Origin of the sequence: Gimesia aquarii (assembly GCF_007748195.1) — a bacterium.
In the GTDB taxonomy this organism is placed as follows: Bacteria; Planctomycetota; Planctomycetia; order Planctomycetales; family Planctomycetaceae; genus Gimesia; species Gimesia aquarii.
Window position 1 is genome coordinate 3,933,112 of the sequence record NZ_CP037920.1, and the last position, 15,011, is coordinate 3,948,122.

Consider the following 15,011-nt stretch of genomic DNA (forward strand, 5'->3'; position numbering starts at 1 on the left):
ATTCTCGGAAATTAAGTACTCTGATACATGAGTTTATAATGGTTCACTCAGACCCAAATACATGGACAGCTCCCAATTGGCATAAGGACTGGAAGGACATTACTTCTGAATTCGATGCTATGAAAGTATTTTCAATTGCAATCCTTAAATCCATTGATAAGACAACTGTCGAACTCGATCTTTTTGAAGAAGGCTATATGAAAGTAGATGTTTCCAGAGCAGGAGAAAAGTATGCTGAACTCTATGCCAACACGAGAGAAACTGAGCTAGAATATGTTTTGTATGTTCCGTTTGGCAAAGTCGAAGAAGGAGAGTATCACTTTCGTGATATTTCTAAGGGTATAGAAATTTTACACCGTTGTCTTTGAGATTATTTGTACATAGAGCATATCCAAAAATCGGTTCGTCTTGTTTTAAAAGAATGCGTATCGGCCAAGAGTTCCAGCGAACAGATCTCACTCGTAAATCAATTCCCACTGGAGTCAGTGCGACGACATCAACGCCGAACTGAAGGCGGACCTCATTATCCTGCTGGCAGAAAACGGATGTCCCCGTATGGTCAATTTATTTAGCCGCGCGATAAACTCAACGAAAAACTGGCAAAGGTTGGACTGATCAACAAAAGGGAATCCATTAAACTAGGACCTTTTTTGGATTCATATATCAAAGGACGCTCTGATTTAAAACCAAGAACTATTGAACGACTTGAAAACACGGCAAAAATTTAATTGAGTTCTTTGGCGAGAGTAAACTCCTCAAAGATATTACTTCAGGCGATGCTAAAGATTGGCATATTTCGCTAGTCAATTCAGGAAATTCTGAAAGTACTATTCGTCGACGTTGTGGACGTACCAAACAATTTATGAATGCGGCCATACGCGGAAAGTTGATATCCAGTAATCCATTTGCTGAGTTGAAATCTACAGTAAAGGGAAACCCGAATCGATTCTATTTTGTAACTGAAGAAGAAGCACAAAAAGTAATTAATGCTTGCCCCAATTCTGAATGGCGTCTGATCTTCGCTCTAACACGCTATGGAGGTTTGAGAATGCCTTCAGAGCTGACCGGACTACGTTGATCCGACATCAACTGGGAATCTGAAAGGATCACCATCCATAGTCCCAAAACTGAGCACCATACAGGCGGTGAATCACGAGTCATGCCACTATTTTGGGAGCTCAGACCGTACCTGGAAGATGCTTTTGAACTCGATAAAACAGGTGATGAATTTCTTATCTCAGATGGACATCGAGGTGAGAATTCAAATTTACGAACTCAGATGACAAAAATAATTCAAAAAGCAGGAATTAAGCCTTGGCCAAAGATATTTCAAAACTTACGCAGTACCAGGGCTACTGAATTATTAGACGAGTACCCGCCTAAGGCTGTTTGTGAATGGTTAGGCCGTAGCCAAAAAGTTGCCATGGAACACTACATGCAGGTCACTGACAAACATTTCGAAAACGCAGCAAAATCATCTGCAGAAAAAATGGCTCAAAATCAGGCTCAGCACTCGCTTGTAGAGCGGGGCATAGGTTCACTCCCGTCCTCGCACAGAACATGGGAAAACAAGACTTTGCTGCGTTACACGACGAGTTACGATCTAAAAAAATACCCCCGGCTGGGCTCGAACCAGCAACCTCTGGCTTCGGAAGCCAGCACTCTATCCAATTGAGCTACGGGGGCCTTGAGAAGTTGAGCAACTACTTGAAAAGGCCCTGTTTTCAGCCGCTGCTGTTCTGATTCTGTTATTTCAATCAGGCTCTATGAACTGATTTACCGTTCGTCAGGCGATCTCACAAGTATCAGCTCCCAAATTTTGATACTGAGTTGAAAGACTGCCCTGTCCGAGGCTTGTAATATTAAGAGATCTTCATAATAAATAGGCTGAATCTTAACACTTATCAATTCAAATGAACACCAAAGCGTACTCTCATTCCTCAACACAAAATGCTGGGGTTCTGAGTCAACACGACAGGGTCCCTGAATATTATGTTTGAAATGTCGACCACCCTCATTGGAGGTTTGGGAATTTTTCTCCTCGGGATGAAATACATGTCCCAGGGGCTGCAGTCTATTGCGGGAGCCAGTCTGAGAAGACTGATTGGCGCGGTGACCAATAACCGTCTTCTGGCCACCATTGTCGGATTTCTGGTCACGGTTCTGGTGCAGTCCAGTTCAGTTACCACGGTAATGACTGTTGGCTTTGTGAACAGCGGGCTCATGTCGTTGACGCAGGCGATCGGCGTGATCATGGGCGCTAATGTCGGAACGACAGTGACAGGCTGGATTCTGGTTCTGAAAATTGGCAAATACGGTCTCCCCATGCTGGGTGTCGCCGCATTTGTGTATCTCTTTACCAAACGCGAAAAAGTGCGCTATACGGCTCTGGCAGTGATGGGCGTTGGGATGGTCTTTTTTGGTCTACAGCTCATGAAAGAAGCCTGTAAATTCTTAAAAGACATGCCGGAATTTCAAGACTGGTTTCTTCACTTTACGGCGAATACCTATGTGGGGCTTTATCAGTGTATGCTGGTTGGCTGTATTTTGACGATTCTGGTGCAGTCCTCATCCGCCACGCTGGGCATTACGATTTCACTTGCGGCGACAGGCCTCATTCCTTTTGAGACGGCAGCTGCGCTGGTGCTGGGAGAAAACATTGGCACCACAGTCACCGCATTACTCGCCTCATTGGGTACGACCACAAATGCTCGCCGTGCCGCCTATTTTCATGTCCTGTTCAATATCAGCGGGGTGATATGGATTTCGACAATCTTTTTCTGGTATGTTAAATTTATTCCCTGGCTGATTGATGCAGATGTCACAAAGGCTGTCATGGTCAATGGTCAGGCGACTTACCCCGGCAGTGTCAAGGCGATTGCCGCCACTCATTCGGTGTTTAATATTTTGAATACACTCGTATTTCTCCCCTTTGCGGGAAAGATCGCAAAACTACTGACGCGTATCGTTAAAGATCAGCCTGAGGAAATTTCACACCTGACCAGCCTTGATATTCGCATTCTTGAAACCCCGGTTCTAGCCATTGAGCAGTCTCGTGGCGAAGTGATTAAAATGGGTGAAATCTGTGACGAAATGGCTCAGATACTTAACCGGATTCTGTCACGAGAAAAGCCAGATCCAGAAGAAGTTGAGAAGCTCTTTCAAGATGAAAAAGAGCTGGACCGCATGCAGGATGAAATCACGCATTATATTACCCATCTCTTATCGATGGATCTGCCACAGGAAATCATCTCAAATGGGCGCTGTCAGTTAAGAATGGCAGATGAGTATGAATCCATCAGCGATTACCTGGAGCGTATCGCGAAATTCAGGCTGAAACTGAATAAGCAGGGCAGGGTGTTTGACCAGGCGCATAACGATTCGCTGCTTGATTTACTCAACATGGTCGAGAAACAACTGACGCATGTCACGAAGGCATACATCGAAGACAATGCTGATGTCGTGGCAGCGACTGTTCAATCCGGCGAAGAAATTAAACGCAAAGTCAAAACGTTGCAGCGAGAACATCTGGATTATTTGTCTGCGGAAAAAGTCGACCCCTACATTAATGTCTCTTACACATCAACTCTGAATGCATTGCGACGTGTGCGAGACCATGTTGTGAATCTGGCTGAAGCGATGGCTGGAGAAAAATAGTAACCGTCAGTCAAGCACACAGGCAAATTCTTTCATGTTGGCATGCACGACGGGTTGTGGGCAGGACCAGACGAGAAAGAACATCGCTTCACGGATTGCTCTCTCTGCCGGATGGCCTTTGACAAAGCCCGCACCTTTCACAGCTGCCAGTAACGCCTGGGAGGCGCGAAGTACCAAGGAGTTGGATCGCTCTCGAGTCTTTTCAGAAATTGAACTGTTCAGCGTTCCTGAATTTAAGGCACCAAACATATCGGTAAAGATTTCCTCGCATTCAGCATTGAATGGCTGATAGATTTCTTCCAGATCGGGGCGTTTGTCGGCTTCTGCTTTCAATTTTTTGATCGTTCTCCTGGCGACACCCAAAGCTAACGCTGAAGTTGTTAAAGAACCGGCGCCGCCCTGACCATCGGGACGCTTCATGACATTTTCTACCGGGCCGGCAATCAGATCTTCTGCAGAAATCTCCACTTCATTGAGTTTAACGGGACCGGTTTGTGATCCTGTCATTGATAACATATTAATCGCGGGCTGAACTTCCACGCCTTGCAACCCCGTACTAACCAGTCCGAGGATTTGGGTCCCCTCCTCACAGACGCCACCGGTCACAATATAATCGGCATGGACGGCTCCCGTGACCCAGGGTACAAAACCATCCAACAACCACCCCGTTGACGTCTGTTTTGCAACCACTGTTGGTTTACTCAAGTGTTGTCTGGAAGTGGTGAGATGGGAAATCCCCACCGTGGCAAATTTCGCCCCGGTTGCTAATTCATTGAATACTCTGGCTTTGACATCGTGATCTTCAGACCAGTTGATCCGCTGGCATGCCGCATTGAACTGAGTTAAAACAAACGTTGTCGTTAAACAGGCCTCTGCCAAACTCGCATAGCCATATGTCATCTCGATCGCACTGAATTCGGCTCCACCAAATTGAAGAGGGATATTCCAACCCAGGACGCCCGCTTGCTTGAGTACTTCCCACGATCCGTCGGGCCAGAGATGCTCTGTCTCGGGACGGTGCGCGTAATCTGATACCGTCTTTAACAAAGCATCGAATTCTGATGTAAATCGTTCCGGCCTGATTTGATTCAAGTAATCGTCTGACATCTCTTTTCTCTTCTCGTGTAAACAAGGGAGTGCTTCACTCTAGTGCTTTGTCAAGCTCGAAATTGAGGGTTGGAAGTGTTGTTCAGGTGGTCCGTTGTCGCACTCCTATGATCTCTATCACCCCCAAATTCAAAAATGACACTCCACTCATCCTCAGTCTATAAAAAAAGCCTCATACTCGAAAGTATGAGGCTCGAATCTGTTGAGGAAGATACAAGATCTTACCCTATTTTCTTATCCATTCAGTTACAGGTCGCACAGTCTACATCGCAATCAGGTACCTGGACCAAGACCTTTTTAGCGACATGTCGACAAACCTGAACGGGAACTTCTTTTTCGACCGTTTTGGGAACACAAACAGTATAGGCCTGCTTGACCACTTTCGGTACACGCTTGCAAACCGTAACTTTCCGTGTGCAGGTCTTTTGCTGTGGCACACAAACCGTGTAGTTCACTTTACGTGTTTTTTCTTCTTTGACATAAGAGCAAACTTTCACGTCACAGGTACGTGTTTCCTGCTTACAAAGCTTTACCTGATAAGTATACTTTTCAGGAACACAAGTCACTTCGCAAACTTTCACAGTGCGAGTTCGTTTTTCCCGCTTACAAAGCTGAACGTGATAAGTGTATTTTTCAGGAACACAAACGGTTTCACATACTTTCACAGTACGAGTCCGCTTTTCCAACTTACAACGTTGGACTTCATAAGTATAAGGGACTTGTTCGCACTTACGTTGATACGAAGTATACTCGACTTTCTTTTTGACAATTTTAGGTACCCAGACGCGCTGTGTGCAAACCGGAGCACATGCAGTCTGACAACAGTTGTCACAAGTTCCACAATCGCCACAAGCAGGGGCAGGGCAGGCAGACTTGATCGGACGCTCTTCCCAATGCCCTTGATCTTCACAGACCATGCGGTAACTCTTCACAGGAACGCATTTCATAACAGTGCGTGTTCCCTGACACTTTTCTGTATAAGGAACTCTGACACAGTACTCTTGCTTGACATCCTTCATAACCATTTTTTGAACTTGGCGTGTGCCCGTTCTTGTTTCGGTATAAGGAACGTTCGCGTAGTAATCCTGTTTGACATCATTCCAAGTTGTCTTTTTAACCAGACGGGTTCCTGTCCGCTTTTCATAATAGGGAACGTTGACTGTGTAAGTCTTTTTTGAAGTTTTCCAAACTGGCTTACAGGCAATGTATTTTTCCATACGCGTTCGGACTTCGGGGATATGAACCGTATAAGTGTGAGTGACTTCTTTCGTTTCGGGAACCAGATCGTAAACAGTCACATCACGATGACGTGTTTCAGGATGGTATTCGGTGCACATTACTTTGCGCATCTCGGTTACCATTTGTGGTACCATCACAGTTCGTTCGACCGTTTTGCATTGTGGTTTGCAGACGACGGTCGCACATGGATTACATCCAGTCTGACACGGTGCAGCAGACACACAACATTGCTGCGCCCGGCATTTCCCAGCCTGAGCTGCTGACGTCATCATCGTAATGGCCGTCAGAGCACATAAAAACTTAAACATTGGTTTCACTTTCCTCCCCTTTCATTGTTACTTGTAGTTCGCGACCCAAAAAAATGACAATCTCAATTTTCTAATTCCCTTTAGTTTGGGAAAGAGTTATATAAAGCTATAGGATACCATGTTAATATGGGAATACTACGAATTATAACAACTATATCAAAATAAGTACCAATTTTCACAATCAAACGATTAGGTAGACCTGGACACCAGCGTAATGTTAAGAAAACGAGAACTCTGTGCGGCGATATTGATAGTTTTGACGGTCGTAATTCTTGATTTTGAGGTCGTTTATGGATTGGAAGGACCAAAAATCTTTTCCAAAATTAAAATTGTGACTTCAAAAGCGGCAAAAATCAAAACTGGTACCGGCACTATTCATCAGGTTAGTCCTGGTGAAGTGCTCGTTGTCACACAAAGCAATCAAGAATGGCTGTGGATTCCACTTCTCGGGGGATGGATCAAAGAGACTGATGTCAAAGCCCCTGAAGCGCTGATTCAACTTCTCGATCAATCTATTCAGGCGGCACCTACCGCTGATCGCTATCAACTAAGAGGAATCGCCTACCAGGCTCTTCAGCAATATGAAAAGGCTTTGGTAGACTTCAATGCTTCACTCTCTTTGGAATCTGAGAATGCACATCTCTATGTTAATCGGGGAAATATCTGGCGTTTACAAAACAAGCCTGTGGAAGCACTGCAAGACCTCAATCGTGCTATCAAACTCGAACCATCCAGCGCAAACGCGTTTCATATTCGTGGTCTGGTTTACTTTTACAACCAGGAAATCAAGAAATCGGTCCAGGACTTTAGTGCGGCAATTCGCATTAAACCTCAAACGATTTCTGCTTTGAATGCCAGGGGAATTGCCTACCGGGAGTTGAACCAATTGGATTCTGCACTACAGGATTTCAATCAGGCTATCAAAGCCAACAACTTCGTATCCGAAGTATTCAGCAATCGTGCATCAGTTTGGGAGCAAAAAAAACAGTTCGAATCTGCGATCAAAGACTACAAAAGGGCGATCGAGCTTAATCCCTCGTCGGCAATTGCTCACAATGACCTCGCCTGGCTTTACGTCACTTGTGATGACTCTCGATTTCGTGACTCGACAGCAGCTGTGCTCCATGCTCAAAAAGCATGTGAATTGACAGAATTTGAAGACGCCAACCTGCTCGATACTTTAGCGACAGCTTATCTTGAAAATCAACAAACTGACAAAGCAGTGAAATTCCTCAAAAAAGCGATTGAAAAGGCTCCTGACGATCAAAAAAAAATAATAAAAAAGAAGCTCGAAAAAATCAAAAAAGATTAAATTCTGATTCAAGAAATCTTTTTCAGGACGAATTTTAAGGCGATTTTTACCCCAGTGGCTCATTCCTCTTTGCTACGGCTTTTATATGCAAAATATTCATGAGGAGATTTCCAGACAGCCTCACATTTTTCCCAAAGACGAGGCCATATTATCGATACTGTTTATCCAAATTAACGCACTGTCAACTAGGTAAACTATTCCAGAGAATGTGTTCATGATTAAGACACTGTAGAAATCATTCCGATATCCAGTTCTACGGAGCATTGATGGATCGCTTCCGGTCGGTAGATGGAACTAGGACACACGCGAGTAATCGCCCGCCACCTCGATGAACTGAGCCACCGAATGATTAAGTGTTTTTATAAATTTACACTATGCACCGCTCTCCTTCTCACTGGATTAGGTGCGTTTTGTGAACATAGTGCCGCTTCCGATATCAGAAAAACTCCGCTGGTACGAGCTATTGAACGTGCAAAAACCTCTGTGGTGAATATCCACAGCGAAAAAACAGCTCGTACCGATGACTCACTCTTCGGTTCCGGAAAAAGCCGAAAAGTCAATGGAATGGGAACGGGAATTGTCGTCGACCCCAGAGGCTATATTGTCACGAACCATCACGTTGTGGACGGTGTCGATTCCCTGCGTGTGACAATGATAGATGGCGGCACGTTTAACGCCCGAGTTATTTCTTCAAACCAAAGCGAAGATCTTGCGATCATCAAGATCAATCCCACAAAAAAATTGACTGTAATGCCGCCAGGAACTTCCTCAGATTTGATGTTGGGAGAAACCGTCATTGCTGTCGGGAATGCTTTTGGCTACGAACATACCGTCACTTCCGGAATCATCAGTTCGCTCTCACGTGATGTTGAAGTGAATGAAAAACAATCATACAAAAATCTAATCCAGACCGATGCCAGTATTAACCCGGGAAACAGTGGTGGACCGCTCCTGAATCTTGATGGTGAGGTCGTCGGCATCAATGTCGCCATTCGCGCTGGTGCACAACGAATCGGTTTCGCGATTCCCATTGATGATGCTCGAAAAATTATTGCCAACCTGATTAGTACCGAATTGATCGACCACACTTATCACGGAATTCAAGCCAAAGATGTTAAGCAGGGTGACAAGCAGATGCTTGTACTCAAGCAACCGCTGAAAAACAGTCCTGCCGAAAAATCAGGTTTGCAAAAAGATGACATTGTCATGAAAGCAGGCTCTGTTAACGTGGTCGACCGTGCCGATCTGGAACGGGCTTTAATGGGCCACAAGGTGGGTGACACCATCGACCTGTTGATTCGACGTAAAGAGAAAACTCAAACCGTTCAAATCACTCTGGCAGACGTTGGAAATGTTGTTCGCACGACTCCTGTAAGTGCCCCCATTGTTCGCGCTCAAAATACAGAAGTTTCGACTGACCCAACCATCAACAAAACATGGGAACTGCTTGGAATTCGTATCGCAAAGATTCCTGAAACACAAAAACATCTTCTAAATCCTCGCTACGAAGGGGGAATGTTGATCGAAGAAGTTCGTCCAAAAAGCCCTGCCGCCATCAATGGCATGCGAAGAGGCGACATCCTGGTTGGACTGCACATCTGGGAGACCGTCAATCTGAGCAATGTTTCCTACGTACTAAGCAACTCAAAGCTGGCCAGCTTTAGTCCGCTTAAGTTTTACATTCTTCGGAAAAACGAAACATTGTACGGCCATTTACCACTGAATCTCACTAGTTCCCACTAATTGAGACTCTTGGCTTCATCTACCTTTATACGATTATCAAGCTCGGCGCAATGATCTAAACATGTGCCGGGCTTTTTTTGTATTAAGTCAGAGTGGTTATTGGAAAATTACTCAGATCATAAACCTCTGGCATTCAGACTCTCGCTGTAGATTATATAATCCTGGTATAATAACATTTTGTTAGTGATTCTTTTCAGATAAATAGTCTACTAGAAACAATTAAAAAGCTTAACATGCCCCCTCCATTTCACGAATTTGACCTGATTCAATGGATTCGTGAGCAGTGCCCCGATTCACAAACAGATCTTCTGGGCATTGGTGATGACACCGCTATCCTTCAACCACCCAAAGGTCGCGAGCTACTTCTGGCAACTGACATGCTGTTGGAAGGGACTCACTTCACACTTCCACCCGCTACTCCTGAATTGGCAGGTCGCAAAGCGTTAGCCGTGAATCTGAGTGATCTCGCAGCGATGGTGGGTAAACCACATTCGGCACTTGTCAGTCTGGCGTTACCACAATCAAAAGGACCAGAATTCGCTAAGGCCGTGATGCAAGGGATAATTGATCTGGCACAGGAATTTCAAGTACAGCTCATTGGCGGCGATACAAACAGCTGGCAGGGACCGCTCGTTATTAATGTCGCAATTATTGGAACCGCGCTACAGGCACAATCGGTAACACGTTCAGGGAGTACTCCCGGCGATTGGATTTTTGTCACCGGGGAGTTAGGTGGCAGCATCCATTCGCATCATCTCACATTTACCCCCAGAGTGGATGAGGCAAGCCGGCTGAGTCAATCCGTGACTATCAAATCGATGATTGATATTAGTGATGGTCTGGCCTCTGATCTGTTCCATATTCTTGACGAATCGAAAGTAGGTGCCCAAATTAATGCAGCAGAGATTCCCATTAGCAACAGAGTTTCTCTGGATCAGCAACAGACCTCTCGGTTGCAACATGCTTTATCGGATGGAGAAGATTTTGAGCTACTGTTTACCGTTTCGCCGGAAGACGGAAAACGACTTGTAAGTCAAAATCCGTTACAAATTAACTTGAAACATATCGGTCAAATTACGCAAGAGCAGGGCGCCGTTCTCCACCACACAGATGGTTCTCGAACTTCGCTCAAACGGACTGGCTGGAAACATTCGCTATCAGATCAAAAGAGAAATGATTAATATTCGCGTCTCTGGCGTGATGAAGGAATATTCATCGCTTTACGATATTTCGTCACGGTTCTGCGAGCGAGATTATAGCCTTCCTTAGACAGTGCCTCCACAAGGGCATCATCGCTGAGTGGCTTATTTTTGTCTTCCGCGTCGATGATCTCTTTCATCTTCAAGCGGATAATTCCCCAGGCAACGTCTTCTCCATCCGAAGTCTTTGTGCCTCCGCCAAAGAATCTCTTGAGTGGATAGAGTCCACGTGGAGTCTGAATCCATTTGTCGTCGACAGCTCTGGAAACGGTTGTTACATGGACACCGACCACATCTGCAATTTGCTGCATTTTTAAGGGAACAATGTGCTCAGGACCATTATCCAGAAACTCTGTCTGAAAGTCGACGATGGCCTGTGCCACACGTTTCAAAGTACTATGACGCTGTTCAATGGCTTCGATCAACCATTTGGCAGAATCAATTTTTTTCTTAATGTATTCTTTGGTCTGATCGTCTGCGTTGTTACGTAATAAATTTTGAAAATAGCGGCTAATTCTTAGCGGTGGCGTGTATTCATTCTCCACTTCGACAACATATTTCCCGTTTTCATCGCGCTTGACAAAAACATCAGGTGTGACCTTCAAAACAGGTTCCGATTCAAAGCCACGCCCGGGGAAGGGATCAAGATAACGCAAATATGACATCGCGTTCTTTATGGTATCGATTGAATAGCCTGTTTTGCGTTGAATCACGGGAAGACGATTCTGCCCCAGGTCATCCAGATGAGAAGAAATCAATGTGACCAGCACTTCTCGAAATGGCGCATCCGGTTTCAACTGGAGCAGCAAACATTCCTTCAGATCTCTGGCTCCCACGCCAGGAGGATCACATTTTTGAATCAAACGGAGCGCTGCTTCAGCATCTTCTTGTGAGATTTTTTTCTCATAAACCTGTACGATCTCAGGTAATGAACTTTGCAACCGACCATTATGGTCCAGGTTTTGAATGAGATATTCACCAAATTCCCGCACTTCCGGAGAGCAATTGAAGAAATGGAACTGTTCCACCAGATATTCATTAATCGTCTGTTGTCGTTCCGAAATATTCGCAACGGCGTCATTACTACGTTCCATATCATCACTGATACGGTTCGCTGAAGGCTTCGTGGCTGAAGTTACATTATCTTCCGGCCATTGCTCTGCCATCTCCAATAAACGCTCAAAGTCCGACTCGTTATTCTGCTCATTCCCCGCGATGATTTCTTTTTCGTCAATCTCATGGCCGTTCGATTCTGAGTTCGCTTGATCACGCAGAAGTTCCGACTCAGTGTCGGGGGTACTCTCGTTGGTACTCTCACGTTCCAGACAGACGTTCTCTTCCAGTTCCTGGTCGATGCGTTCTTCCAGCGCCTGCAATGGAAGCTGTAAGATTTCCATCGACTGAATCATTCTGGGTGCCAGCTTCATTTGCTGGCCCAGTTTCATTTGCTGGGAAATATTCAGATGCATGTATTATCCGAATCCAAACTCATATGTAATGTAGTGTAAATAAAATCAGCGTCTTTTTTAAAAACGTTGTCGCCCCTGTAACGCATCAGATAACATCTCTTTGTTAGCAAACTCTAGCACACTCCCAGAAGCAATCCCCCGCGCCAATCTGGTAATTTCGACATTTTCGTTTTCTAAAAGATTTGAAATATATAAAGCCGTCCCATCCCCTTCGAGTGTCGGGTTTGTCGCCATGATGATCTCGCTGACACCATCCTGCTTCACACGACGAACGAGCGCATCAATTGTCAGTTTTTCAGGTCCCACTCCCTCCAGAGGGGAAATCCGTCCTTGTAGAACGTGATAAACTCCCTGAAAGGAACTAGTTGCTTCCAGAGAAACCACATCGCGTGGTTGCTCTACAACACAAACCAGCTTTTTGTCCCGTCGAGTATCCGCACAGATGTTACAGACTTCATTTTCGGTAAGGTTGTAACAAACGGTGCAGGGCCGTACGGACTGTTTAACAGCCATGATTGCATCAGCCAACTGCCGCGCATTTCCTTCGGGTATCGATAAAATATAATGAGCGAGTCGCTCTGCAGATTTGCGACCAATCCCAGGCAGAGTGGCAAATTGATCGATCAATTGTCCCACACTGGAACCATAAGGATGAGACTGACTCTCTCTTCCACGTATCGACATAAAACTGAATCTTTTACAACTGAAGAATCGCGAACTCTTATCTGGAGATCGATGAAAACGATCGCCAGTTAGAAACGTACTAAGCATTCGGATTGAATTTTGCCAATGCCTCATCCAATCCGGGAATATTCATCCCTCCTGTCAGTTGAGCCATTTCTTCGGCGGCCCCTTCACGAGCCTTTTCCAATGCCTGATTGGTTGCCGCGGTCAAAAGGTCTTCGAGCATCTCCTTATCATCACTGTCGAGTAGAGTCTGATCTATCTTGTAAGCCAGAATTTTCTGCTGACCATTGGCTTCGACGTTAACCATTCCACCCCCGGCGGAACCCTCAAATCGAAGCTTTCCCAATTTCTCCTGCATTTCCTGCATGCGCCCCTGCATCTCTGAAAATTGTTTCATCATGCCGGCGATATTTCCCAGTCCTTTGAACATGGTCACGAATCCTCTTTTTCATCTTCTGTTTGCTTATTTAAAACACTGACCCGCACACTTTTCGCATTGAAAACCGCAAGTGCTTCCTGCAAAAACTCGTCTGAGTCAGGCGATAAATCGCGCTGCTCAACCCGTCTTTTTGTCAGCGTTGAATTGCTTTCTTTCTCTGCTGTCTTTTCTGACGAGGACTCCTGTAATCGAATTTTGATTCGTTCCCCAGTCAGTTTTTCCAGCGATCCTTCGAGTTTGACCATGATTTCCGGTCGCTCGCAGTATTGCTTTGAAAAATTATAGCTCTTAGAGAATTGTAAATCCAGTTGTTTCGGCCCAGAAATTGCTATTGACTCCACTCCTTTCAAAGAGTCTTTTAGCAGATCTTCATTGATTTCAATGAGTTGCGTTAACAATAAACTTTCCACTCCTGCGCGAAATGGGATCAATTCAGCTGTCGAAGTAGCACTTTCAATTGAATTTTGTGTTACAACCGAATTTATTTCACTTTTTTTTTCAATTTTTTTTTGAGTAGGAGGCTCATTCTGAGTAGATGGATTCACCTCAGGGGTAGAAACAGCGTTTTGCGTGCTGGCTTTAGGCTGCGAGGCAGGTCGCTGGGTGGGAGGTAGGGCAGGGATCTGTACCCCATTTGTCAACAGGGAACACAACTGATCCAGATCTTCCAGCAGCGAAATTCGAATTAATGCCAATTCAACCAGTGCTCGTCCATGACTGGCACGAAACATTTTATTGCGTGCTTCATTCAGAATTTCAAAGGCAGCCAGACAGGTCTGAATTCCCCAAATTTGAGCTTGTTTCTGTAAACTACTACGGTTAATTTCAGAGATTGCCAATAAGGTTACCTGATCGGCACCTGTCGCAACCACTGATAAATCTCTTAGATAGTTCAGTAATTGATCGACGAATTCATTGAGCTGCACACCAGAATTCAAAGCCGCCTCAAACAGGGCAAGGGCCACATCTCGCTTGCGGTCAATCAAAGCGTCAATCAACTCAATCAACCGCTCATCACTGGCTGTTCCCAAGATGCGGTGCACACTTTCTGCTGTCAGATGGGAATCGCCAAACGAGAGTAATTGATCAAAAATGGATTGGCTGTCACGCATCGAACCGCCGGCACGACGTGCCACAAGCTGGATCGCACTCTCATCCACTTCGACCTGTTCCAATTCTGCAATCTGCTTCAAGCGGTTGCAGATGCTGGTCTCTTCAATGTATCCAAAATCGAACCGCTGGCAACGAGACAAAATGGTATCTGGCAGCTTATTCGGTTCTGTCGTGCAGAAAATAAACTTCACATTAGGAGGGGGCTCTTCAAGAGTCTTCAATAAGGCATTAAATGCCTCTTTGGTTAACATGTGAACTTCGTCGATGATATAAATCTTATACTGAGATCGCATCGACTTTACGTTTACATTGGCCCTCAACGACCGGATATCATCAATCCCGCGGTTCGAGGCACCATCGATTTCTAAAACATCAATGTCACTGCCCACGGAAATATTCTGGCAAACCTCACACTCTCCACACGGAATGCCCTCTTGTGAATTCGGGCAATTCAAAGCTTTGGCCAGAATGCGCGCCATGGATGTCTTACCGACTCCACGTGCGCCGGTAAACAGGTACGCATGCGCCACTCGATCAGCACAAATTGCATTTTGAAGGGCTTTGGCTACCATTTCCTGTCCGACGACTTCCGAGAAATTCTGAGGACGGAACCGACGGGCCAACACCGTATACTGTATCGATTTATTAGACATGCTTGTTTTCAGAGATCTGAATCAGTAAGAGGCAAACTTCCAATGACGATAATCATCAGATTCCAGAGTGATTCACAATACGTGA

12 protein-coding genes and 1 tRNA gene are annotated in these 15,011 nt (G+C 45.2%); 6 read left to right on the top strand and 7 right to left on the bottom strand.

Translation table 11 applies throughout. The features are described 5' to 3' along the window. The first annotated feature begins 38 nt into the window (after nucleotides 1-38). On the top strand, nucleotides 39-368 hold the full coding sequence (locus V144x_RS15220) for a hypothetical protein (protein ID WP_144985989.1): 330 nt from the start codon (nucleotides 39-41) through the stop codon (nucleotides 366-368). A gap of 494 nt (nucleotides 369-862) precedes the next feature. After that, on the top strand, nucleotides 863-1,078 hold the full coding sequence (locus tag V144x_RS15225; RefSeq protein WP_144985990.1) for a site-specific integrase: 216 nt from the start codon (nucleotides 863-865) through the stop codon (nucleotides 1,076-1,078). Nucleotides 1,079-1,612: 534 nt separating this feature from the next. Here V144x_RS15225 and V144x_RS15230 read toward each other — a convergent pair. Then, nucleotides 1,613-1,686 (bottom strand) — tRNA-Arg (locus V144x_RS15230). Between the two features lie 306 nt (nucleotides 1,687-1,992). Between V144x_RS15230 and V144x_RS15235 the strand changes: the two genes are divergently transcribed. Beyond that, nucleotides 1,993-3,657: a Na/Pi cotransporter family protein gene (locus V144x_RS15235; RefSeq protein ID WP_197998446.1), complete on the top strand. Its 1,665-nt coding sequence runs from the start codon at nucleotides 1,993-1,995 to the stop codon at nucleotides 3,655-3,657. A gap of 6 nt (nucleotides 3,658-3,663) precedes the next feature. On the opposite strand, the gene V144x_RS15240 is transcribed toward V144x_RS15235, so the two are convergent. Together V144x_RS15240 and V144x_RS15245 are read right to left on the bottom strand one after the other, a co-directional pair. Beyond that, nucleotides 3,664-4,764, bottom strand: a complete 1,101-nt coding sequence (locus V144x_RS15240; protein ID WP_144985991.1) for an acyl-CoA dehydrogenase family protein — start codon at nucleotides 4,762-4,764, stop codon at nucleotides 3,664-3,666. Nucleotides 4,765-5,006: 242 nt separating this feature from the next. After that, nucleotides 5,007-6,311 carry a hypothetical protein gene (locus V144x_RS15245; RefSeq protein WP_144985992.1) on the bottom strand — a complete coding sequence of 435 codons (1,305 nt, stop codon included), beginning with the start codon at nucleotides 6,309-6,311 and terminating at the stop codon, nucleotides 5,007-5,009. Nucleotides 6,312-6,525: 214 nt separating this feature from the next. Between V144x_RS15245 and V144x_RS15250 the strand changes: the two genes are divergently transcribed. The 3 genes from V144x_RS15250 (at nucleotide 6,526) to V144x_RS15260 (ending at nucleotide 10,547) form a co-directional block, all read left to right on the top strand. After that, the gene (locus V144x_RS15250; protein ID WP_144985993.1) at nucleotides 6,526-7,623 is read left to right on the top strand and encodes a tetratricopeptide repeat protein; all 1,098 of its coding nucleotides are present in this window, start codon (nucleotides 6,526-6,528) and stop codon (nucleotides 7,621-7,623) included. Between the two features lie 288 nt (nucleotides 7,624-7,911). Next, nucleotides 7,912-9,366, top strand: coding sequence for a trypsin-like peptidase domain-containing protein (locus tag V144x_RS15255; RefSeq protein WP_232102536.1), 1,455 nt, complete (start codon nucleotides 7,912-7,914; stop codon nucleotides 9,364-9,366). A 233-nt stretch (nucleotides 9,367-9,599) separates the two neighbouring features. Then, entirely contained in the window at nucleotides 9,600-10,547 is a 948-nt protein-coding gene (locus V144x_RS15260; RefSeq protein WP_144985994.1) for a thiamine-phosphate kinase, read from the top strand. Here the strand turns inward: V144x_RS15260 and rpoN are convergent. The 4 genes from rpoN to dnaX form a co-directional block, all read right to left on the bottom strand. Then, nucleotides 10,544-12,034, bottom strand: a complete 1,491-nt coding sequence (rpoN, locus tag V144x_RS15265; RefSeq protein WP_144985995.1) for an RNA polymerase factor sigma-54 — start codon at nucleotides 12,032-12,034, stop codon at nucleotides 10,544-10,546. The genes V144x_RS15260 and rpoN overlap by 4 nt on opposite strands. A gap of 57 nt (nucleotides 12,035-12,091) precedes the next feature. After that, complete coding sequence (gene recR / locus V144x_RS15270) at nucleotides 12,092-12,718, bottom strand: recombination mediator RecR (RefSeq protein ID WP_144985996.1); 627 nt, start codon at nucleotides 12,716-12,718, stop codon at nucleotides 12,092-12,094. Nucleotides 12,719-12,797: 79 nt separating this feature from the next. Further along, nucleotides 12,798-13,151, bottom strand: coding sequence for a YbaB/EbfC family nucleoid-associated protein (locus V144x_RS15275; RefSeq protein ID WP_144985997.1), 354 nt, complete (start codon nucleotides 13,149-13,151; stop codon nucleotides 12,798-12,800). Between the two features lie 2 nt (nucleotides 13,152-13,153). Continuing rightward, a complete protein-coding gene (dnaX, locus tag V144x_RS15280; RefSeq protein WP_197998447.1) occupies nucleotides 13,154-14,926 on the bottom strand; it encodes a DNA polymerase III subunit gamma/tau in 1,773 nt (590 codons plus the stop codon). Nucleotides 14,927-15,011: the final 85 nt, after the last annotated feature.